The 23,282-nt window shown below is 42.7% G+C and carries 19 protein-coding genes, 1 tRNA gene and 1 pseudogene; 15 read left to right on the top strand and 6 right to left on the bottom strand.

Annotated elements, in window-relative coordinates:
- Positions 1–667 precede the first annotated feature (667 nt).
- Positions 668–1,498: a nicotianamine synthase family protein gene (locus HNR44_RS07535; RefSeq protein WP_184403439.1), complete on the bottom strand. Its 831-nt coding sequence runs from the start codon at positions 1,496–1,498 to the stop codon at positions 668–670.
- 590 nt (positions 1,499–2,088) lie between these two features.
- Here HNR44_RS07535 and HNR44_RS07530 point away from each other — a divergent pair.
- The 5 genes and pseudogenes from HNR44_RS07530 (at position 2,089) to HNR44_RS17625 (ending at position 5,947) form a co-directional block, all read left to right on the top strand.
- A complete protein-coding gene (locus HNR44_RS07530) occupies positions 2,089–3,450 on the top strand; it encodes an MATE family efflux transporter (protein WP_246407031.1) in 1,362 nt (453 codons plus the stop codon).
- Between the two features lie 566 nt (positions 3,451–4,016).
- Positions 4,017–4,196, top strand: a complete 180-nt coding sequence (gene tnpB / locus HNR44_RS18025; RefSeq protein ID WP_425489442.1) for an IS66 family insertion sequence element accessory protein TnpB — start codon at positions 4,017–4,019, stop codon at positions 4,194–4,196.
- Between the two features lie 223 nt (positions 4,197–4,419).
- Positions 4,420–5,526 carry a DUF418 domain-containing protein gene (locus HNR44_RS07520; RefSeq protein WP_184403437.1) on the top strand — a complete coding sequence of 369 codons (1,107 nt, stop codon included), beginning with the start codon at positions 4,420–4,422 and terminating at the stop codon, positions 5,524–5,526.
- Positions 5,475–5,618: pseudogene (locus tag HNR44_RS18020) on the top strand (hypothetical protein); the annotation flags it as partial. The gene HNR44_RS07520 and the pseudogene HNR44_RS18020, both read left to right, overlap by 52 nt.
- Positions 5,619–5,659: 41 nt before the next feature.
- Positions 5,660–5,947, top strand: a complete 288-nt coding sequence (locus HNR44_RS17625) for a PQQ-dependent sugar dehydrogenase (protein WP_246407028.1) — start codon at positions 5,660–5,662, stop codon at positions 5,945–5,947.
- Positions 5,948–6,869: 922 nt separating this feature from the next.
- On the opposite strand, the gene HNR44_RS07510 is transcribed toward HNR44_RS17625, so the two are convergent.
- Positions 6,870–6,946, bottom strand: a tRNA-Pro gene (locus HNR44_RS07510).
- Positions 6,947–6,999: 53 nt separating this feature from the next.
- Positions 7,000–7,524 carry a peptide-methionine (S)-S-oxide reductase MsrA gene (gene msrA, locus HNR44_RS07505; protein ID WP_184403436.1) on the bottom strand — a complete coding sequence of 175 codons (525 nt, stop codon included), beginning with the start codon at positions 7,522–7,524 and terminating at the stop codon, positions 7,000–7,002.
- 178 nt (positions 7,525–7,702) lie between these two features.
- On the opposite strand from msrA, the gene HNR44_RS17935 reads away from it, so the two are divergent.
- Genes HNR44_RS17935 through HNR44_RS07490 form a run of 3 tightly spaced genes read left to right on the top strand, consistent with a single transcriptional unit; the run spans position 7,703 to position 11,849 of the window.
- Positions 7,703–9,157: a phospholipase D-like domain-containing protein gene (locus HNR44_RS17935; protein WP_184403435.1), complete on the top strand. Its 1,455-nt coding sequence runs from the start codon at positions 7,703–7,705 to the stop codon at positions 9,155–9,157.
- Positions 9,158–9,178: 21 nt separating this feature from the next.
- The gene (locus HNR44_RS07495) at positions 9,179–10,951 is read left to right on the top strand and encodes a phospho-sugar mutase (RefSeq protein WP_184403434.1); all 1,773 of its coding nucleotides are present in this window, start codon (positions 9,179–9,181) and stop codon (positions 10,949–10,951) included.
- Between the two features lie 40 nt (positions 10,952–10,991).
- Positions 10,992–11,849 (top strand): arylamine N-acetyltransferase, encoded by an 858-nt coding sequence (locus tag HNR44_RS07490; RefSeq protein WP_184403433.1) that lies wholly within the window; start codon positions 10,992–10,994, stop codon positions 11,847–11,849.
- Here HNR44_RS07490 and HNR44_RS07485 read toward each other — a convergent pair.
- A complete protein-coding gene (locus tag HNR44_RS07485; RefSeq protein ID WP_184403432.1) occupies positions 11,833–12,105 on the bottom strand; it encodes an acylphosphatase in 273 nt (90 codons plus the stop codon). The genes HNR44_RS07490 and HNR44_RS07485 overlap by 17 nt on opposite strands.
- Before the next feature lie 122 nt (positions 12,106–12,227).
- On the opposite strand from HNR44_RS07485, the gene HNR44_RS07480 reads away from it, so the two are divergent.
- Positions 12,228–13,628 carry a SpoVR family protein gene (locus tag HNR44_RS07480; RefSeq protein ID WP_184403609.1) on the top strand — a complete coding sequence of 467 codons (1,401 nt, stop codon included), beginning with the start codon at positions 12,228–12,230 and terminating at the stop codon, positions 13,626–13,628.
- 686 nt (positions 13,629–14,314) lie between these two features.
- Here the strand turns inward: HNR44_RS07480 and HNR44_RS07475 are convergent.
- A complete protein-coding gene (locus HNR44_RS07475) occupies positions 14,315–14,608 on the bottom strand; it encodes a hypothetical protein (RefSeq protein ID WP_184403431.1) in 294 nt (97 codons plus the stop codon).
- Positions 14,609–15,353: 745 nt separating this feature from the next.
- Complete coding sequence (locus HNR44_RS07470) at positions 15,354–15,905, bottom strand: LemA family protein (protein ID WP_184403430.1); 552 nt, start codon at positions 15,903–15,905, stop codon at positions 15,354–15,356.
- Between the two features lie 260 nt (positions 15,906–16,165).
- On the opposite strand from HNR44_RS07470, the gene HNR44_RS07465 reads away from it, so the two are divergent.
- Genes HNR44_RS07465 through HNR44_RS07440 form a run of 6 tightly spaced genes read left to right on the top strand, consistent with a single transcriptional unit; the run spans position 16,166 to position 23,211 of the window.
- Positions 16,166–17,311, top strand: coding sequence for an acyl-CoA dehydrogenase family protein (locus HNR44_RS07465; RefSeq protein WP_184403429.1), 1,146 nt, complete (start codon positions 16,166–16,168; stop codon positions 17,309–17,311).
- 12 nt (positions 17,312–17,323) lie between these two features.
- Positions 17,324–18,655 carry an acetyl-CoA carboxylase biotin carboxylase subunit gene (locus HNR44_RS07460; RefSeq protein ID WP_184403428.1) on the top strand — a complete coding sequence of 444 codons (1,332 nt, stop codon included), beginning with the start codon at positions 17,324–17,326 and terminating at the stop codon, positions 18,653–18,655.
- A gap of 24 nt (positions 18,656–18,679) precedes the next feature.
- Complete coding sequence (locus HNR44_RS07455; RefSeq protein ID WP_184403427.1) at positions 18,680–18,892, top strand: acetyl-CoA carboxylase biotin carboxyl carrier protein subunit; 213 nt, start codon at positions 18,680–18,682, stop codon at positions 18,890–18,892.
- 15 nt (positions 18,893–18,907) lie between these two features.
- Positions 18,908–19,690 (top strand): enoyl-CoA hydratase-related protein, encoded by a 783-nt coding sequence (locus HNR44_RS07450; RefSeq protein ID WP_184403426.1) that lies wholly within the window; start codon positions 18,908–18,910, stop codon positions 19,688–19,690.
- Between the two features lie 11 nt (positions 19,691–19,701).
- A complete protein-coding gene (locus HNR44_RS07445) occupies positions 19,702–21,234 on the top strand; it encodes an acyl-CoA carboxylase subunit beta (RefSeq protein ID WP_184403425.1) in 1,533 nt (510 codons plus the stop codon).
- Between the two features lie 51 nt (positions 21,235–21,285).
- Positions 21,286–23,211 carry an AMP-binding protein gene (locus HNR44_RS07440; protein ID WP_184403424.1) on the top strand — a complete coding sequence of 642 codons (1,926 nt, stop codon included), beginning with the start codon at positions 21,286–21,288 and terminating at the stop codon, positions 23,209–23,211.
- The last annotated feature ends 71 nt before the right edge of the window (positions 23,212–23,282 follow it).

Below are 23,282 nucleotides of genomic sequence, written 5' to 3'. Positions count from 1 at the left end.
ATACCGTTTATGTGCAAGGGCACAACGAATACCCTGGTCATGCAACAAATGCATGCCCAGGGATCAATATGAAAGCGTTCCGGTCAAGGGTGAACGGTAACGTATCCACGGGTGTTCCCACGTATGATGGAAAATCATTCGCCGAGGCTCACCCTGAGTGGTGGCTGGTGATGAGGTTGAACGCATTTAGCAGATGCTCATCAATGTTTTGCCAGAATACAGTGCGGATGTTTATTTTGGCAAGATACCTTAGATGGGGTTCGTCGCTTTCAAAAGGCACAGCATTTCTAGTCCTGTAGGAAATTATTACAGTGTACCCGATCCGAGAACTGTCGAGAAAGGCTTGTTAAGTCCCCACTGACGGTCAAAGTGAAACAATAGCATCATCGTGAGGTTCTTTCGTTATGCATATTGGTAAATTCAACCGGGAATCTTAGAGGTTCTCGGTTTTTTTATAGCCATTATTTTCATCCTATAATTGCGAAGGTACATAATATCCGTTATCTTCAAATAATTATGTCCGGTTGATTAAGGTTTTTGATGTGCATAATAAAAGTAGAACCCATGTTATTGATAAATGCCGATGTCACAGTGTTTCCAGCATGTGTAGGTGCGTCGGTTTGACTATCTGTACGTTTCCTACACGGAATTAAGCATAGGCAAATGATCAATATCCTTTATGTGCAAAAAATAAGGTTGAATTAATGATAAATGAATTAGCAAAAGTGTTTCCTATTAATTGATAACCTAATTGTTCTATTATTGATATGTTAATAGGGTGATATAGCAAAGTGTGAAGCCCCTCGGATGAACGCAATGCGATGATGGTGTTTGGATTAGTGCGGCGAATTTGTTCAATGATCAACTCTTTGTTCGGTACTAAACTAGCAATAACGACTAGATCGGTGTCTTGATAATTAAATTTTTTCCCATCTTTATATTTATAGAATAATTGTTCATCTTTATGAAGTTGGTGTATCAGGGATTTTCCAATCGAGTAAGCCGACTTATCGACGTCTAAACAATCGATCGTGACATTTAATTCTTTTGACATTAAAAGGGGACTTAATGGAAGAGCGCCTGAACCTATAAAACAGATACGATTGAGTTCTTTCCATGAAGAAGTAAGGTTATGTAACTTATTTACTTCTGTTGTTGTCAGTTCCTTGTAATTTTCCCAATACAAAAAAGAAGACAGATCATCCAAAGAAGAAGCATTTTCTACAAAGTAAGACCCAAAGTATTTTTCCATATCACATTCAGCAGCTGCAAGTTGTTCTATCATATCGTCTTTTATTTCTTGGATATGCGGGTGTTCGAGAATTATGTGTGCATGTTGAATAGGTGAAGAAAGTTTATGCACAAGATTTGATAATGTATGATTAATGAGAGGATTGGCAGGGGATAAATCTTTTTCTCTTTTTAAAATATGATAGGCATATTTATAAAACGTTAGGATTTCATTTCTTTGATCATTTTTGGATAAAGATACATTCATACTTTTCACCTCTTAACAAATAACGATTTGTGTTTTATAGTTAAATCGTAATAATTACGATTTGATTGACATTTAACCAGAATCGAGAAGGGAAGTAAATGCTTTTTAGAAAAAAAGGAAAGATTGATCATTGAGTATCATCAAAAATAGTCTATTAGGGGGGTTAAGAACAAGAATTTTCTCCCTCTTTTTTACTGAATTGCATGTACAGGAGTGAGGTAAACAGATGAAGTGAATGGTGAGTTGATTTCATTGTTGTTTGAGGTTCAAAAACATTAGCCCCCAATTTAGTTGACTCTAAGAGTATAGATTACAGAAATAATCGTTAATTTTAATGAACAGTTTGAATTAATACATGGTTAGCCAATTCTTTTTGTAACACAGATGAAATATAGGGTTTTCCCAAACGTTGACGATGGGCCTGTATCGGAGATAGAGAAAATCACTGTAATCATCGCTTCTCTAGGTTATTTAGAAATAGGCGTTCAATCTTCCACGCATGAACGGGAACACCCTATATGATGATGGACGTTATATCCATAGTGACGGAATCATATGAGCGACAGACAGGTAAAAGAGGAGAGATAGAATTGGGGGAAGCTCCTGCAGGAACAATTACACATAAACAATATTTATTTTTGGCTCTTCCACTGATTTTAGCGACCATTTCTACTCCTTTGCTTGGTGCGGTAGATACAGCAGTAGTTGGTTTTTTAGATGACCCCGCTTATATAGGAGGAGTGGCTGTTGGCACCCTGATTTTTAATACGTTATATTGGCTGTTTGGTTTTTTGCGTGTGAGTACTTCGGGATATACAGCTCAAGCTGTAGGTGCTGGGGATGAAGGTGCTGTATTACTGAATTTTTTAAGGGCAGCATTTCTAGCTACAAGTGTTGGATTACTATTCTTGGTATTACAGTTGCCTATTTGGGATCTTGCGATGTATGTCATCCAGCCTTCTGCAAATGTGATGGATCAGGGAAGCAAATATTTCGATGTGCGCATTTGGGGGGCACCATTTACGTTACTCAACTATGTCATTTTGGGCTGGTTGATCGGGAAAGCAAAAGTAAGAGTTGTTCTCTTATTACAGCTAGGATGCAATTTACTTAACATGGGATTAAATGTTTATTTCGTATATTCGGTTCAAATGGGAATCGCAGGTGTAGGATTAGCGACGTTAATTGCTGAAGTCCTTGCTACTGTCATTGGGCTTTTGTTTATGATGAAATATATAACATTAGATCCTTCCATAATTAAGAGCAAATCTATTTTGGCATTTCAACCCATGATTCATATGGTAAAAGTAAATCAAGATTTATTTATCCGGACCGCATGTTTATTGGCTGTTTTTGGGATCTTTACATCGACCGGAGCTTCGATGGGGGAAGTCATCATTGCAGCAAACGCCATTTTGTTTCAACTACATTTTATTATGGCTTATTTTTTTGATGGCCTGGCCAATGCAAGCAGTATTTTAGCAGGGAAGGCAGTTGGAGCTAATGATAAAAAGCTGTTTAGGTGTACTATCTACCTCGGTTGTTTTTGGTCGGCTGCACTTGCTTTTTTGTTAACTGTAATGATGTTCGTGGGTGGATCCTGGCTTATTTCTTTATTCACGAATATTGAAGAAGTATATTCAACAGCTGTTTCTTATGAGTGGTGGGTGACTTTATTTCCGATCACAGGGTTTTTAGGACTTCAATTATATGGGTTTTACACTGGAGCCACACAGGCAGGTCCGGTACGAGACTCTTTGCTTATTTCTTTGCTTATATTTGTAATTTCTGTTTGGCTTACTGTGCCGGCATGGGGGAATCACGGATTATGGTTTTCCTTTATTCTGTTTACAATGCTAAGGTCGCTAACACTCTGGGCATTCTTTTCAAAACTACAGCGGACAGTTTTTTGGCACAGTTCCCGTTGTAGCCGTCAGAATGGGAGTAATTGAAAACGTTAATCTAGAAATCAAAAGGCATTTCGGCGATGGTGTCCTTACTTGAAGGTAACGAGGAACTTATCATCATAGTACATCTCGTTAGATGGACCGCAGGGTTCAGGGAAACTAACACGCCCTGTGCGGAGCAGGGGAAAAGCTGGAGATAATTTCAAAGGCTTACCTATTGCTAACGATTGTTGAGCAGTTTTTACAGCTTTAAACACCTTTTTTTATCATAAATATCGTCTGTAATATAAAATTTAAACATCTTCATTTTGGACGTAAGAATATGCCTTTCGGTCGTTAAACGGAAACAACTTTATTTTTACTCAACAGGATTTTTAGGTTGTCCCCTTTCTATAATTTACTCCAATTGTTATTCTAAAAGAGATTCTAAATATACCAGTTCTATAAAAAAGGGTATTAAGATGAAAAGGTTTTTTCGAAGTTTAGAGTTTTCTGTAAGCGTCAAATAGAATACACGTAGGAACAAAGGGTCTTGCGTGCGATAATCTTCTTAGACATTCATTCGGCAGGTTATGCAATGACCCTTAAAGAAAAAAATAGATGTAAGCAAGATGAGATGTTGCCGGAAACGGAACCAACCCATGGTTGACTTTTCAAGTCGAAGAGGAAACCATGTCTTCTGGGATAAGCTGAAAACCCTGCAGTGGGAGCACAACGGTTTTTGGCTCCATTACCGCAGGCTGGGAAAGGGATCTTTCATTGGCCATCTGAAAATGAAACAGTACCCATGAATATTAGCCCCCGCCAACTTCGTGGCTGGATGGCTTGCCCATCGAACAGAAACAGGCCCACCGGGAAGTCACAGCGCGCATCATTCTATAAAAATTTGGAAATACGGGCACTCGAATGGGCAAGTCGGGTTCTTTTTCGTATCCTTATTTTATGGAACATAAAGCGTAATCATCAAAAGCATCAATTGAATTATTAAGCGAATCAGGAAAAGAAGAAGGTTTTATGTCACTGAAAAGTAATAAAGAGCAGAGAATCGATATTTTAGATCAGATGCGCGGACTGGCTTTACTAGCCATTTTTTTAGCCAATGTGCCTGGCTTAGCGGAGGTAAATACGGAAGGGCAGTCCTCCGTAAATCAAGCCGTAGACGATTTTTTATCCATCGTACTGAACGATAGTGCAAGGCCATTGTTTGCGTTCATGTTTGGCATGAGTCTGATGCTTATTTATAACAGATTAAAAAAAAAGGACGTAAATCCATATCCGAAGTTACTTAGAAGGTTATTATGGCTGGCTTTTGCAGGGGTCATACACGGTTATGCCATATGGGCGGGGGATATTTTACTGATGTATGCCATGGCCGGATTTGTGTTGTTACTATTTATGAATCTGTCAGCAACATGGTTAATGACAGCCGCCTTACTTTTTTGGCTCGGCTATACGGTAGGGATGGATCTTATCAGCTATTACTCGTCATATGAGCTTTCCCTTAAAGCATGGTTGAATAACTTGCTGCTTGGTCCAGGGGAATCGCCAACGGGAACAGAATATGTCATTAATGAATTCTCTTCCATGGTCAGGCATTTAGGTTTTTTCCTTTTTGGGATGTACGCCTATCGTGAGGGTTTTTTCTCATTCATAGGAGAGCGCAGGAAACTTATGTGGGTGCTGTCTGTTGTCTTTCTTGTTGTCGGTTTCGCGGGGAAGATCAGCCTCTATTATGACGAATCCCACAATCCTTTGAGAACTCTTTATCCGTTTGTTGTGACTTTTGGAATGATACTTTTTATTGTTCTAACGGGCACAAGCAAAACGATCATTTCAAAGACCCTCTTGCCGTTTACTGCTATTGGAAAAATGGCTTTTACCAATTATCTCATGCAATCACTTGTGTTCGTTAGTGTGTTTCATCTAAGTGGGAGATCAATTTTTGGAGGCATCGGGATTTGGACGGAACCAACCTATCTGTTTGCTCTAGGTATAGGCGTTATTTTATTTGTGGCACAAATGACTTTTAGCCACTTTTGGTTGAAAAAATTTTATTATGGTCCGTTTGAATGGCTTTGGAGGATAGGGACATATGGGAGAATCGTTGCGTTGAAGAGGTGATCATCTGTATATATGTGTCTTTTAAAAGTTCATCACTTGACCTCGAGTTGACGGACGGAAGACTGTTCAGTTCGGAACACGGCCCGAGCGCCCAGGATGAGATCAACGAAATTGAAGCGGGCAACAATTATGGTTGGCCGGGATCACCGGTGCTCACAAAGCAAAAGGGATGGAATCTCCTGTATTTGAATCGGGAGATGACACGTGGGCACCATCAGGTGCAGCATTTGCCGGTGAAAGTGATTTTTACGTCGGCGGACTCGCCGGGGAAGAACTGATGCGCTTTGATGTCGAAACCGATGACATGGACGTTGTTCTTGAAACAGACGACGATAACCTCTACGTACTCACGAACAACACCGACGGACGCGGGAATCCGGAGGATCTGGATGACATGTTGTTAATATTGCCGGTGGAATAATGGTGGGATGGGATCAAAAAATTCTATGTTCTGAATTGAGATGATGCTTTATGAGTTATAATGGTTGGACATGATCATGGATGTTGAGGAACGAGCGGGAAAGCTTGCCCGCACGAAGAAAAACGATGCCTCCTGATCAGGCTGAAAGCTCATACGGACAAAACTAACGATCGATGCCCCTTACCGCAGAGATATTCGCGAGAATCAGACTGGGGAAGATCTTTTGCTACGCTTAAAATTCGTAAATGTAAAGGGATGCACAGCAATTCCGGGAGCAAAAGTTGATATTTGCATAGCAATGCTTTCGGAATTTACTCAGGCTACGATAATGCAGCTCTTGAAAATGACGATAATAATGAACATATTGAGCCAATAAATAATGAAACGTTTTTGCGTGGTCGCCAGATGAAAACAGAATGGTAGAGTTCTCGACGAAATATCCCGGGTGGTGTGAAACGAGGACGATACATATTCATATGAAGGTCTTTGTAGCTGGAAAGAAGTGCTTACTACACAATTGTTCTTTCCTTAGAGATTCAATTACATGATTCAATCCATGCCTCCGTATAATGTGAGATACTTTAGCCCCATTATTAATGAAGGTGATTTTGTCTTGCGTGAATCTCACGGGGTTCAAGGCGCTTGGCCTAATCTGAGCCGTAAAGGTCAAGTCTATATGGGATCGTTGATAATCGGGGTAATGTTACAAACGGAGTGAGCTTATCATAGCTCACTCCGTTTACATTTATTTACCTATGGTCCTTTACACATTCTAAAAATAATTCTGGACTAAGGTTAGTAATCATGCAATTTAATATTTTACAATACGAAACGTGACTAATCTGTGACCAGTTGACCTCAGTTCACAATAAAAAACGGATTCCATCAATCGTTGGAACCCGCATCACGTAAGTATTTTTAATGGTCGGGATGACAGGATTTGAACCTGCGACCCCAAGCACCCCATGCTTGTGCTCTACCAAGCTGAGCTACATCCCGTCGCATGACCTGTCCCAATTATAGTATGGCATGGCTCCCTGAGCAAGTAATATTTATGATCGCCAGTACTGATTAATAAATTCATCGCGACCTGATTGCAGCCGGTCTTTTTTATATGCCTGCGGCTGGTTTTTGTAAAATTGCTGGTGCCAGTCTTCTGCTTCATAAAAAGTTGCTGCAGGGAGGATTTTGGTGACGATCGGAGAATTGAATCTTCCGCTGTTTTTGACCGCTTCTCTTGATGCTAGCGCTAATTCACGCTGACGCTCGTTATAAAAGAAAATAGCCGTCCGATATTGGCTCCCGCGATCATGGAATTGCCCCCCGTCATCGGTAGGGTCAATTTGCGGCCAGAAAAGATCCAATAATTGCTTATAGGAGAACTGCTTTGGATCATACGTAATTTCTACGGCTTCGTAGTGGCCGGTACCCCCGCTTTTTACCTCTTCATAAGATGGATTTTCAGTCTGACCTCCGGTATAACCCGAACGAACATTCATAATGCCCGGCATCTCCTCAAAAGGCTGTACCATACACCAAAAACATCCACCGGCAAATGTTGCTTTTTCATATTCCATAGGTTGATTTCCTCCAGTTTGAATCTCACGTAGGAATTTTAACATGATTACGGTCTGAAAACATGGAATTTACACTACAAATTTCCTTGACCGCAGCTATTTCTGTTAGAATAAACATGATATAAGGTATCTGTACGTAATGAATAACAGAAGATCATGACGATAGGAGAGGGTGCAGGTGAATCATAGACTGAAAAGAAAACCTCTGAAGCGATACCAGGTCGGTAAGCTCCTCAGTTTGTTTGTCGTTGTCTATGGGTTCTCTATGCTCTATGGAATGTTCAAACCGTTACCAGAGAACATTTCTTATGAAAGTGATAAACATAAAGATACAGAAGCGGAGGTTCTTTTTGATATTACACACGAACAAGATGGGGAGGTCAAAGAGGACCATGAGATTTTTGATCGAATCGAAAAGATGATTGCGGATGCTGAAGACTTTCTTGTTGTTGATATGTTTTTATTTAATGATGAGTATCCGCCAGATCTGTCGTTTCCACCTTTAGCATCCTGGTTCAGTGAACAACTTGTTGAGAAAAAGCGAGAAAATCCTGATTTGTCTATGGTCGTGATTACAGATCGGATCAATAGTTTCTACGGATCACGTGTACCTGAACATATTCAACGCCTAGAAGAAGCAGGGATACAAGTCGTATGGGCAGAGATGGAACCGCTTCGGGATTCCAATGTCATTTATTCGGGCTTGTGGCGTTCAGTCATTCAGTGGTTTGGAACACCAAAAGGGGGATGGCTCCCAAGTCCATTTAGTTCGGAAGCAGAACCTGTAACGGTGCGCTCCTATCTGGATATGTTAAACTTTAAAGCTAACCACCGTAAAGTGGTGATCAATGAGCAGGAAGCGCTGGTTACTTCGGCAAACCCTCATGATGCTAGTGCTCACCATTCCAATGTTGCACTTTCAGTACGTGGTAAGGTTATCAATGACATTTTGGAAAGTGAACGTGCTGTTGTGGAAATGTCTGATGCCGACCCATCGCTGTTCGACGATATGGAATACAATGGAAAAAGAAGCTCGGATGCCGAAGGGGCAGAAGCAAAAGTGATTACCGAAGGTAAAGTGAAGGAGCAGATGCTCAAGTATATTTCAGCGGCAGAAGCAGATTCGGATATATGGCTTGGTGCTTTTTATGTTTCCGATCGTGATATTATTAATGCTCTCAAAGAGGCTGCTGATCGCGGCGCGAACGTACGATTAATTCTTGATCCAAATCATGAAGCTTTTGGTCGTGAAAAAATCGGCGTTCCTAATCGGCCTGTCGCTGATGAGTTACAGTCTTATTCCGACCAAATTGAGGTTCGTTGGTACAATACAAACGGTGAGCAATATCACACGAAAATGCTTTATATGACAGATGGTGATGAAGCGATGGTTAATGGGGGTTCCTCGAATTTTACCCGCAGAAATATTGATGATCTTAACCTTGAAACAAATTTATTGCTGGTGGCCCCCAAAAATCATGCTATGATGGAAGACATTGAGGAGTATTTTCATGCCCTTTGGAATAATGATGGCAGCCATTACACCCATGATTTCTCTCAACACTCTGAAGGGGAGGTCTGGAAGTATTGGCTGTATCGCTTGCAAGAAACGACTGGCCTTTCTTCATTTTAAATTCCAGTATAGTAGGAGGAGATGAGGATGCAAACCATTATCGAACGTTGGCGTAAAGGACTTGAAAACGACCCGGAATTAAGCGCTCAACTCGAAGAAATGATGATAAACCATCAAGCAGAATTAGAAGATAGTTTTTACAGAAGTTTAACCTTTGGTACGGGAGGTATGCGCGGGGAGCTGGGCCCTGGACCTAACCGGATGAATCGCTATACAGTACGAAAAGCAGCGTTAGGTTTAGGCCATTATCTGAAGGAAGTCGGAGATTCAGGGCGAGTGGTGATTGCCTATGACTCTCGGAGGAATTCCGCCCTTTTTGCAAAGGAGGCTGCGTTGACGCTTACAAATGTCGGAATAGAGGTCGATGTATTTCCTTCATTACGACCGACACCAGTGTTATCGTTTGCGGTTCGAGAGCAAGGGGCCAGCGCAGGAGTGATGATTACAGCCAGTCATAATCCGGCGATTTATAATGGGCTGAAAGTGTATGATCGTTATGGCGCCCAATTGCCCCCGGGACCTGCAGAAGAATTGATTTCTTATGTAGAAGCGATTGAGGATGAACTTACCATCCCGATTGCAGATGAAGGGGATGTTGAAGAAAAGGGCCTCTTTCATTGGTTATCATCGGATATTGATGAGCGTTATCAACGAAAACTTCGTACCATCCTTCATCAACCCGTTATGGGTAATGAAAATGGCGAGCAATTGAAAATTGTGTTCAGCCCCCTTCATGGGACGGCATCGGCTCCTTTGTATGAAGCCTTTAGGCTGAACGGCTATACTCATGTACATATCGTTCCTGAACAGGCCCATCCAGACCCTGACTTTTCAACGGTTTCCAAGCCGAACCCTGAGGAAGCAGAAGCGTTTGAGATGGCGATGCAAGCAGGAAGAGAACAGGGAGCTGATCTTTTAATCGCAACCGATCCGGATGCTGATCGGTTGGGGATTGCCATTCCCGACACAAGTAAAGAGGGTGGATATCGGGTATTGACCGGGAATGAAACTGGATTTCTGCTCCTTCATTATGTCTTAACGCAATTGGATGATAAAGACAGCCTGCCCGTCAATGGTAAAGTGTTCAAAACGATTGTCACTTCGGAAAGCGGCCGTGCCCTTGCCGAACATTTTGGTATGGATTGTATCGATACCCTGACAGGATTTAAATTTATTGCTGAAAAGATCAAACAATTAGCTGAAGAAGGAGAAAACGAATCGTTTTTGTTCGGATACGAAGAATCCTATGGCTATTTGCTCGGTTCTTTTGTCCGGGATAAAGATGCTCTCCAAGCAGCGCTTCTCGTGGCTGAAATTGCGCTATCAGAAAAACGTGATGGGCGAACGCTTACGGATACTTTTACGATGTTATATGAACAATTCGGCTATTATCAGGAAGGAATTGAATCTCTTACGTTGAAGGGAAGAAAAGGGGCAGAACAAATCGAAGCATTACTTACTTCCTTTCGAGAGCAACCTCCTGAATCGTTTGCGGATGGACAAGCGGTTACCATTATTGAAGACTATCAGAAACACGAAGCTATTTTCGTTGAATCTGGTGAACGAACCGCGCTCTCTTTACCGGCTTCGAATGTGATCAAGTATAAGTGCGCAGATGAGTCATGGGTATGTGTGAGACCGTCGGGCACAGAGCCAAAAATGAAATGTTACTTTGGGGTAAAAGAACTTGACTCAGAAGCGGCCGATCAGGCGCTTTTCCGGCTTCAGGAAAGCGTTATGGATGAAATCCAAGCACGATTACAATTGACTGAAGCGGGCGCTCAAAAATCTTAAGTTTACGTTTTTTTCTCCAATGCTACGGTAGGTGATAAGAATGGACTGGGTAAAGGATTATTTACAAAGGCTAGGGCTTCAGAAAAAAGAAGCTTCAACTCCTTATTTAAAGCATTTGCTGCGCGCGCATCGACATGTATTTCCGTTTGAAAACATAGGAAAGATTGCCTTTGGAAATCAAGCATTTGTAACAGAGGATGTGGAAAGTTTCTTGTGGCGGCATCGGCGTTACCACACCGGCGGGACTTGTGTTGCACTTAATCTCCAATTTTCACGTTTGCTCGATGCGTTAGGCTTTCAAGTGTTTTTCCTAAAACCTGGGGGAGACCATATGGCGCTGCTCGTATTAAAACCTGAATCCGGGGAACCATTGTACGTTGATGTTGGAACCCCCACTCCGCTTTTAACACCGTTGCCTTTAAACGAGCATAAACAGACACAGATCCCGCTGTTTGCAGGAGAAAAAGTCATTTTGAAAGCCGGGGAGAACGAGGGAGAATATGTGTATATCCGTGCGATAGCTGACCGGATTGTTGATCGTAAATGGGCTTTTTACATTCATGAGCATTATCAACTTCCTGATTTTCAGGAACTTATTCATTCTTCGTTTAAACCTGAAGCCCCTTATATGCAGCAACTTCGTTGTGAAAAATGGTGTAGGCATAAACGTAGGATGCTTTCATTGAAGAACAAGGAACTAACGATACGTTCCTATAAGGGGGGCAAAATGAAGAAGGTCTTAAAGACACGCGCTGAATTGTTAGCGGTGCTTGCAAAAACGCTTGCTTTGCCGGAGCTTCCAGCCCACGAAGCCCTGGAAAGACTAGAAGAAGGCGGGCATTTGACGTGGGCTTCCTTTAATGATCAAAGGATCTCCTCGATTAGTAACGGATGGTAAACTCATTGTTGTGATTGATCGTTATATCCTCATCGACCTTCACGCTTTCGACGCGAGAAAATGAATTTCCTTTTTTGACAGCTTGTATAAAGGTATTCAGTGTCGTTTTCTCTCCCTCAGCAGCAATTTCAACAGCACCATCTTCACGGTTTCGTACCCAGCCGAGAAGGTGGTGTTTTTTCGCTTCCTGATGGACGAAACTTCTGAAACCCACTCCTTGCACCTCTCCATAAACGACTGCGTAAATATTCGACATTTAACTTCACCCCTTATGTATTTTTCTTCTATTGTTATACCCTTTAGTTTCTGTTTATCAAACATTTGCATCGGAGTGCATATGGTGACATATAGATGAAGGAAGGATTAGGGGGGATGGAAATGCCGATTGATGAGCAACGTCAGCTGGAGCAAAAAATCGATGAAATCACCGAAATCGCCAAAGGATTTGGGCTAGACTTTTTTCCAATGCGCTATGAAGTTTGTCCAGCGGATATCATTTATACATTTGGAGCTTACGGAATGCCGACACGTTTTTCTCATTGGAGCTTTGGCAAGCAATTCCACAAAATGAAGGTACAGTATGATTTAGGGTTAAGCAAAATATACGAACTTGTGATTAACTCTGACCCTTGCTATGCATTTTTATTAAATAATAATAGTTTAATCCAAAATCAATTAATTGTTGCACATGTACTCGCTCATAGTGATTTCTTTAAAAATAATTGCCGCTTTCAGAACACGCGAAGAGATATGGTGGAGAGTATGAGTGCGACGGCTGAGAGAATTGCCATGTATGAACAAGCTCATGGAAAACAAGAAGTCGAGGAGTTTCTAGATGCTGTACTTGCCATTCAGGAACATGTCGATCCAAGCATGATGGCTCGAAGCCGGGATATGGATTCGGATGAAGATGATGAACAACTCCCGCACTCCACGCCGTACGACGATTTATGGGATATGGATGAACCGAAAAAGAAACAGGAAAAGAAAAAGAAGCAAAGAAAACTTAAAGAGCCTGAAAAGGACGTATTGTGGTTTATAGAAGAAAATAGTTTGGAACTTGAGGAATGGCAAAGGGACGTTCTTACTATGATGCGTGAAGAGATGCTCTATTTCTGGCCGCAAATGGAGACCAAAATTATGAATGAAGGCTGGGCCTCTTATTGGCATGGACGTATTATGCGCGAGATGGATTTAGACTTTGCCGAGGCTATTGAATTTGCAAATTTGAATGCAAACGTAATTGTACCTTCCAAAACGTCCATCAACCCTTATTATCTAGGCTTAAAGATTTTTGAAGATATTGAGGAACGCTACGACGATCCTGATGAAGAAATGAAGGCAAGAGGCGTGAAGCCCGGTAGTGGACGTGAAAAGATTTTTGAAGTGAGAGAACTGGAGTCTGACCAATCATTTATTCGAAATTATTTAACGAAAGAATTTGTCGAACGAGAGGATTTGTACGTTTTTGCGAAAAAAGGTTCCAATTATGAGGTCGTTGATAAAGATTGGACGAATATTCGAGACGAATTGGTAGCTTCTCGTGTCAATGGTGGTTTTCCCCATATAACCGTCACCGATGGAGATTATTTAAAGGCAGGGGAAATGTATCTGAAACACAATTATGAAGGCACAGAGCTCGATGTCACGTATTTAGAAAAAACCATCCCCTACATTTTTCAACTATGGGGACGCCCCGTGCATATGGAAACTGTTGTAGGAGGTAAACCGACCATTTTCACATATGACGGGCGGCGTGTTCACCGTAAAACCACTTAGGGGGGCTTTTTTTATAAAGAACCAGTATCTGAAAAACCTAGCTTGGGCAGTGTCCCAAGCTAGTGCAATGTTTCGATCGTTCTTTCCCGTCCATGAAAATTCCTTGGGCGAATGATGGGGAGCGAGCGATACGGGATTCGGCGCGGAGCGCAGCATTAGCCGAATGGAGAAAGTGCAGGATAACCCCGGTAACGATGGATCTCATTTTCGTTCACTCTCTGCCATCCAGTGAATAAGCTCTTTCTCCTTCTTTGTTAAAGGCCGTTGAAGTTTTCGTTGAAACTCCTTTGTTAATTGCTTATATCTTTCTTTTCTCATATCAACGCTCCTTCTTCTCCATGAAAATGGTAACATATGGATTGTAATCCACAAGTTTCTATCTAAGAGGATGTTCAAAAAGTTCGGGAAAACTTCCTTATAAAGAAAATTACTTTTTCTTCGTGAGAAGTGAATGCTTTCGTGCATTCCAAAGCATAAGTAAATCTAAGCTTTCGCCATTGGCGATAAGCTAACATTTTGAACACGCACTTAAAAGACCTGTATGATAGAAAAGCATGATAAATACGTCAGGCAACCGAAAAAGCTCATCTTTAATAGAAATATTTTGTGCACTTAAATAAGGATACGCAAACGAAAATAACCCGGGAGCTTCCGGGTTATTTAATCTTAGAAATCATCCATGAAAATTAATCAATGGATACTGCAGAAATATCGTCACAGCAGATCGTTATGACCTTAACCTTGTGATCATAGCAGAGTGCTAAATCTACTAAATCTCCACGGATGTCTACGAAATCACCTTTTACACAGTTGCCGCCTTTGAGAAATACGACGACAGGTGTACCTTTTGAGATATTTTTAAATAGTGAGTGACAATCGCACTCATCATTGTCGTCCTTCTTTTTGTCATCTTTACGATCAAATTTGCAACCGTGTTGGTGACCACAACGGTTTCCGAATACAAAATCATCCCAGCTCATTCTTTTCTCCCCCTTTTTGTAGTTTACATTTTTAATATATGCATCCAAAAAGAGCATGTTTAGGTATCTTACAGGGGATAAATTCATTAATTTTGTATGCCTATCTCTCTGATCCGTGCTATTCTTCCTCATCAACAAAGTGTAAGAATGAAAGAGCTTTTCCTCTCGGCTAAAGAACGCAGAAAGACATTTATAATTGGGAGTGTGATTACTTCATATACGATTAGTGCAATGTTTCAAAAGTTCTTTCCCATCCATGGAAAAATTCTTGATCGAATGATCAAGCGCGAGCGAAACGGGACTCGGTGCGGGGGTTTTTCGGCGCAGCAACATGTTTATTCAGCGCACGTCCTAGAGGATCGGCGCGGTGAACAGCATTAACCGAAAGGAGAAAGAACTTCTGGCATGGGGGACTAGGAGGTTGTTGAGGTTATACGGCCGGGGACATTTAACTTTGGGGGGGGCCACGATAAAACCCGCATTTTTCGTTAAAAATGCGGGTTTTATCGTGGTTATTATCTAAAAAAAAGGACGGCCTTATTGGCCGCCAAAGATCATGATACACGCATCAAGAAGGGTAATGCAAAAAAGGTAGCAGGGTGAGAGGAACTTCATCCTTGCCCTGTATGGCATAAATATAGCATACCCTTCCTAAATTCTCCACTTATGATCTCAGCGAAAAAAATAGCAGCAGATTGATTCTCTTACCTTTTAATTAGCGTTATCTCTTAAAATATGCATTTAGTTATATTGCTGTATCGCTGGAGGATAATCGTTTGACGGTTTCATCAAGAACATTCTGTGGTTTGAACTGATGTATACTTGCGACATATTTTGTGGGTATAGCGGTGATGCTTTTATTGTATTTGGTTACTGCATGATTATAGGACTGGCTGGCGGTCTCCAATAAAGTTAAAGTGGTTTTGAGATCTTGGCTCGTTTCGGTGAGTTCAGGGTCCTTGACGTCTGGGTCCTCTTCAACCTGCTCAAATAAATCTTCGAGACGTTCATTTAAAATGGCGAATGAATGCAATTGTTCTCCACGCTCATTGGACGGATCTTGCATTTCTTCCATCACTTTCTCCATCGATTCAGTTGTACCGGCCGGTAATTTCCCCATTTGATCAAGCATCATCAAAAAATCATTGGTTGAACGTTCAACATGTGCGAGTAGATGGGTAATCCTTTGCCAACTTGTTTCCATACGAGTCACAAATTTTAAAAGCACGTAGTACCCCATAATCCACGCCAGTAAGGTTATGACAATTAATATACCTAGAATAATTGAAAATCCCAAGACAAGGGAACCTCCCTTCTCTAAAGTTATCTATAGGACTCTTTATCAAATTATACCATATAAAAAGCACAAACTCAGTGATTGATTTCAGACCATATGATTCCCTTTTCTACACTAGAACAACATTTAAGATTTTAGGTAAATAAGTTGTTTTTTTCCATTTAAACCTGGACGGATACCATTTATTATAGTACGCTTGATGTAAGCGATTTCAGTTAACTGATTGAGCGCTTGCTCAGTCTTTATTAAGGGGGAAAGGTATGGACTTTGAATTAACAAGAGAACAGCGTATGATCAGAGATATGGTCCGGGATTTTGCGGAAACAGAGGTAGCCCCGATCGCCGATGAGGTGGATCGAAATGATCGTTTTCCAAAGGAAACGTTTGAAAAAATGGGGTCACTTGGGCTGTTAGGACTCCCGATTTCCGAAAAATATGGCGGTGCAGGTGCAGATACGATTTCTTATGCACTAGCTGTCGAAGAAATTGGCAAAGCATGCGGAGGTACAGGGTTAAGTTATGCAGCTTCCGTATCCCTTGGTGCTGGTCCTTTAGCTAATTTTGGTACGGAAAAGCAAAAAGAAACATTTTTAGTTCCGATTGCAAAGGGGGATACGTTAGGATCATTCGGTTTGACGGAACCAAATGCCGGCTCTGATGCGGGCGGTACGAAAACGACAGCTGTCCTTAAAGGGGATCGTTACGTGATCAACGGAGAAAAATGTTGGATTACAAATGCATCATACGCCCAAGCGGTCACGATTACAGCGGTAAACGGTCAAAAGAAAAACGGGAAAAACATTATCTCCGCATTTATTGTTCCGACTGATTCACCCGGGTTCAAAATCACATCCCCCTATGAAAAAATGGGGGTGCGCGGTTCGAATACAACAGAGCTTGTGCTAAATGACGTTGAAGTACCAAAGGAAAATATTCTTGGCGATCCTGATAAAGGTTTTGGACAGTTTCTTCATACACTTGATGGAGGACGAATATCAATCGGGGCTTTGGCCGTTGGTATTGCAGAAGCAGCCTATCAAAAGGCGCTTGCCTATGCTAACGAACGAAAGCAATTCGGTGAAAACATCGGGAAATTTCAAGCCATTCAATTTAAGTTAGCGGACATGGCGATGGAAATCGACCTCGCAAGAACAAGCGTTCATAAAGCAGCATGGCTTAAGGATCAGAATCGACCGTTCAAAAAAGAAGCAGCGTACGCCAAGTTATTTTCTTCAGAAATGGCCACCAGAGTTTGCAATCAGGCACTGCAAATCCATGGGGGGTATGGCTATATGAGAGAATTTGGAATTGAACGAATGTTAAGAGATACGAAATTGATGGAGATCGGTGAAGGGACATCAGAAATTCAACGCATGGTCATTGCTAGAGAAATTGGCTGTTTTTAGGAGGACGCTTACATGTTCAATAAAGTATTGATCGCTAATCGCGGAGAAATTGCCTGTCGTATTATTCGCAGCTGTCAATCACTTGGAGTACAAACCGTTGCTATTTATTCAGAAGCTGATCGTCATGCTTTGCATGTAGAACAGGCCGATGAAGCCTTCGAGGCAGGTGCGGCGAAAGCCACAGACAGCTACCTCAATATGGAGAAGGTACTCTATATAGCCAAAAAGGCAAAGGTTGATGCCATTCATCCGGGATATGGATTTCTATCAGAAAACGCTGATTTTTGTCGCAGGTGTCGTGAAGAGGGTATTACCTTTATTGGGCCAAAACCGGAAACGCTTTCGATTATGGGGGATAAGGTTGCGGCACGAAAACAGATGCAAGCGGCGGGGGTACCGGTTGTTCCGGGTTCAGATGGACCGGTTTCCAGTGCAGATGAAGCCGTCTCCTTTGCAGAAAGCATCGGATACCCGGTCATGGTAAAAGCTGCAGCTGGCGGTGGCGGGATTGGTATGGAAATAGCGCAAGACGCAGAAGCGTTAAAGAAAGCGTTTTCTAGCAATCAACGCCGGGCGGCGAATTATTTTGGTTCAGGCTCCCTGTATATTGAGAAAGCGTTAGAATCCCCGCGCCATATTGAAGTCCAGGTCCTTGGTGATACTTATGGAAATGTGATTCACCTTGGAGAGAGAGATTGCTCGATTCAGCGGCGGCATCAAAAAGTGCTGGAAGAAGCACCGGCCACCGGTCTCTCGGAAGGGTTACGGCAACAGTTACGCCACGCTGCCATTCAAGCGGCGAAATCGTTACAATACGAAAGCGCGGGAACGCTTGAATTTTTAGTGGAAGAGGATGAATTTTATTTTCTGGAAATGAATACGAGGCTTCAAGTCGAACATCCCGTCACCGAAGTGGTAACGAATATAGATATTGTTCAGGAACAGTTACATGTGGGAGCGGGAGAAGCCCTTTCCGTTCAGCAATCAGAGGTTGATTGGCAGGGCTATGCCATCGAAGCTAGAATATATGCAGAAGATCCAAAGACCTTTTTCCCTTCCCCGGGGACAATTGAAGTTTTCGATGTCCCTGAAGGAGAACATATTCGACTGGACACCGGCGTTCGTTCCGGCACAGAAGTCACCCCTTTTTATGATCCGATGCTTGCAAAATTGATCGGTATTGGTGAGACACGTGCGGAGGCGATAGCAGGACTTAGACAGGCGCTAGACGAATGTAATATACAGGGGATTCGTACCAATATTCCTTTTTTACAGGAAATTACACGACACCCGAAGGTTGTAAACGGACAAGTAACGACGAATTTTGTAAAAGAACATTTCTAAATTTGCACGGGGAGTGAAAACATCATGACAAAAATTGAAGCTAGCATGGCGGGGAATTTATGGAAGGTACTGAAACAAATTGGAGACAAAGTAGAGACGGGTGAAGAAGTGGCGATTTTGGAATCCATGAAGATGGAGATTCCGGTAGAATCAGAAACAGGTGGCGAAATAAAAGCTGTTTTAAAAGAAGAAGGGGAATTTGTCAATGAAGGCGATGCTTTATTCGAAATCGAATAGAGAGGGAGGTTATTCATGAGCGCATGGATTCAATGTGAACAGTTGGAAGGCGGAATCACTCGTCTTCGAATCAATCGTCCCGAAGCTGCTAATGCATTATCCCAGGAGCTCCTTGAAGCACTAGCTGATAAACTCCAAAGCATCAAGGAAGATGGAAATACCCATGTGGTCATTTTAACAGCTGCTGGAAATCGTATGTTCAGTGCGGGGGCCGATTTGAAAGAACGGGCGGGAATGAATGAAGAAGAAGTCATCGCTGCCGTTGCTCATATAAAAGAAACGGTGAACGCGGTTGCATCTTTACCTCAACCTGTCATTGGCGCATTAAACGGCAGTGCTCTTGGCGGTGGCCTTGAGCTTGCACTTGCCTGCGATATTCGAATCGGGGCTCATGAAAGCAAATATGGGCTACCAGAAACCTCTCTTGCGATCATTCCAGGAGCAGGCGGGACGCAAAGGCTAGCACGTTTGATCGGACCGGGAAATGCAAAAAACCTTATTTATACCGCGGAAATGCTTACAGGTGAACAAGCACATGGGCTTGGGCTGCTGGAGTTCTGCACATCTATCGAGAGGGTAGAAGAAGAGGCGCTTGCTTTTGCAAAGAAACTTGGCAAAAACGGACCATTAGCCTTGCGTCAAGCAAAACGAGCGATTGATGATGGCTTGGAAACGAATATTCAGGCTGGTTTGGAAATTGAAACAAAAGCCTATCAAAAAACAGTACCTACAAACGATCGTTTAGAAGGCATTCGTGCCTTTAAAGAGAAACGATCGCCTGTGTATAAGGGCGAGTGATGGAGGTTGCTATGACAAATAGAAACGATCACGAAAGCATTGTGAAAACGATAGAACAAGGCGGGGCGGAGCGCAATCACAATAAGAACGCGGAAAAAGGGAAAAAATTCGTCCGTGAACGGTTACGTCTATTGCTCGACGAAAACGATTTTATGCTTGAAGATGGTAAATTTGCCAACGTCATGGCTGATGACCTGCCTGCAGATGGCGTAGTTACTGGTATCGGTCATATTCACGGGCAGCAAGTCTGTTTTATGGCCAATGACTCTACAGTAAAGGCGGGGTCATGGGGAGCGCGTACCGTCGAAAAAATCATTCGGATTCAGGAGCAGGCTGAAAACCTCCAGTGCCCGATTTTTTATCTAGTTGATTCTGCCGGCGCACGTATTACTGATCAGATTGACATGTTTCCAGGGCGCCGCGGGGCCGGCCGAATTTTCCATAACCAGGTTCGTCTCTCCGGTCAAATTCCACAAGTATGTCTGTTATTCGGACCGTCTGCTGCTGGAGGGGCGTACATCCCAGCATTTTGTGATGTCGTAATGATGGTTGATAAAAACGCATCGATGTATTTAGGATCACCGCGCATGGCGGAGATGGTGATTGGCGAAAATGTCAGTTTGGAAGAAATGGGAGGGGCGCACATGCACTGCAGTGTCTCCGGTTGTGGAGATGTTCTTGCTGCAGATGAAGATGATGCCATTCTCAAAGCTCGTCAATATATTTCCTATTTTCCGGAACATTTTCGTGAAAAGCCTGCTTCAGAGCCTCCCAAGGCACCAGAAATTGGAGATCGGGAATTAGCGGACCTCCTCCCAAAAAATCAAAATGCTCCTTTTGATATGTACACCTTTATCAAACATATCATTGATGATGGCAGCCTATTTGAAATGAAGAAGCTCTTCGCACCTGAGATCATTACGGCATTGGCCAGGATGGATGGTGAGGTGGTTGGTATCGTTGCCAATCAACCTAAAGCTAAAGGCGGTGTGCTCTTTCACGACTCTGCGGATAAAGCCGCTCGCTTTATTAATCTTTGTGATGCTTTTAACATCCCATTGTTATTTTTGGCAGATGTCCCTGGATTTATGATCGGAACAAAAGTGGAACGTGCGGGCATCATCCGCCACGGGGCGAAAATGATCTCAGCAATGGCAAGCACGACGGTGCCGAAAATCTCCGTTATCGTCCGTAAGGCTTATGGTGCAGGTCTGTATGCAATGGCTGGTCCAGCGTTTGAGCCGGATTATTGTGTGGCGCTGCCGAGCGCACAAATTGCTGTCATGGGTCCGGAAGCAGCGGTAAATGCGGTGTATGCCAATAAAATTGCAAGCCTCCCTGAAGAGGAAAGGGCAGCTTATATTGCTGAAAAACGTAAAGAGTACCAAGAAAACATTGATATCTACCGTTTAGGATCTGAACTCGTCATCGATGATATTGTCGAGCCTGAAGATCTAAGGCAAGTACTCGTCTCGCGATTTAACATTTACAGACAGAAAAAAATATTGCCGCCTGCTAAAAAGCACAGCGTTGATCCTGTGTAACGGACCGATGGATAGAAACGCTGTGATTTAACGAATAATGGGGGTGATGAGATGAGGGACGAAATGATATGGTATCCAAATCCTGAAACAAGTGAGCATACGCGTTTGTATCAATGGATGAAGCAATTGGGATTTGAGTCTTACGAATCCTTATATCAAGCTTCCATTAACGACGTCAACTGGTTTTCCGAAGAATTGGAAAAGGCTCTCGGGATCGTTTGGAGGAAACCATATAAAACAGCTGCAGACTTCACAGCTGGCGTGAAATGGCCGAAATGGTATTCTGGGGGCCAGATAAATATTTATGAAAGTGTCGTGACAAAATGGGCAGAAATTGAAGCTTCCCGCCATATAACGGCCATCCATTGGGTAGGTGAAAAAGGGGAAATCAGGACCTATACGTTTAAGGAACTGGAAGAAGCTTGTCGCACGTGTGCCAGCGGCCTGCAGTCAAAGGGCATCCAAAAAGGGGATGTAATTGGTGTATACTTGCCAATGATTCCAGAAACCGTTATTACCATCCTGGCAGCTGCAAAATTGGGAGCCATCGTAGTACCAACATTCTCAGGTTACGGAGCAGAAGCGGTTGCTACACGTCTTAAGGCATCAGAAGCAAAAATACTGATTACAGCTGATGGCTTTTATCGACGGGGGAAAACCGTTCACATGCAAAAGGAGGCTTCAAAAGCTGCAGAGTTATCTCCATCTATTCAGCACGTGGTTGTTGTCCCACGCTTGGAATCTAAGGTGGAAGGGGAAGGATTCATATCTTGGTCTTCGCTCCAAACGCCACTTCATAATGAGCGCGAACCAGAGGTAATGAAACCTGATGCCCCCCTTCTGCTGCTTTACACGTCAGGTACAACTGGAAATCCGAAGGGAACCGTACACACGCATGCCGGTTTTCCAATAAAGGCAGCTTTTGATGCTGCATTTAGTATGGATGTGAAACAGGGAGACCGAGTTTGTTGGGTAACGGATATGGGTTGGATGATGGGACCTTTTCTCGTTTTCGGCGCGTTGGTGAACGGAGCCACAATGGTGATGTATGAAGGATCGCCTGATTATCCTCATGTCGGCCGGCTTTGGGAAGTCACAAGGGAGGAGAAACTCACTCATTTAGGGATCTCGCCTACGCTAATTAAAGGATTGATGCGTCATGGAGATGAAGCTGTACCGGCCGTTTCTTTTCCCAATTTAAAGGCGATCGCTTCTACCGGTGAACCATGGAATCCGGATCCTTGGAAATGGTTATTTTATAAGATAGGAAAAGGCCAAGTTCCAATTATCAACTATGCAGGCGGTACTGAAATTTCTGGCGGCATTCTAACAAATGTACTCATTAAGCCGATTTCGCCGGTCACGTTTAATGCCTCCATGCTAGGGATGGCAGCAAATGTTTATAATGAGCATGGAGAGGAAGTCGACGATGAAATTGGCGAACTTGTGATTGAAAAACCATGGGTTGGAATGACGAATGGATTTTGGAACGATCCTGATCGATACGAAAAAACGTATTGGGAAAAATACAGCGATGTTTGGACACATGGTGATTGGGTGAAACGTGACAAGGATGGATACTGGACGATAACCGGACGTTCAGACGATATTATTAATGTTGCTGGGAAGCGTTTGGGACCAGCGGAAATGGAGTCAATTCTCGTTGATCACAGTGATGTTGTCGAGGCGGCGGTCGTAGGTATTCCTGATGAAATGAAAGGGGAAGTGCCTGTCGCATTCGTAGTTGTCTCTAAAGACGATAACAACCTCGTTCACTCCTTAATGAGAAGGATCGTCGATCATCTTGGGAAAGCGTTACGTCCGCATTCCATTTATATTGTCAAGGATTTACCGAAGACGCGAAATGCAAAGGTGATGCGGCGTGTATTAAAAGCTGCCTTTTTAAGAAAATCAACAGGAAATTTGGACTCCTTGGAAAATCCAGAAACGCTGAAGGAAATTGAAAATCTGCAGTAAAAAGCTCCCTATGATAATAAAGCTGGCATTACACTGAGGTGGCAATGCCAGCTTTGATTTGTTTTTAACAT

The sequence above is a fragment of the Geomicrobium halophilum genome (genome assembly GCF_014207655.1).
GTDB lineage: Bacteria > Bacillota > Bacilli > Bacillales > Marinococcaceae > Geomicrobium > Geomicrobium halophilum.
The sequence above is the reverse complement of the archived record's forward strand: the minus strand, read 5'-3'. Positions and strand labels throughout refer to the sequence as shown.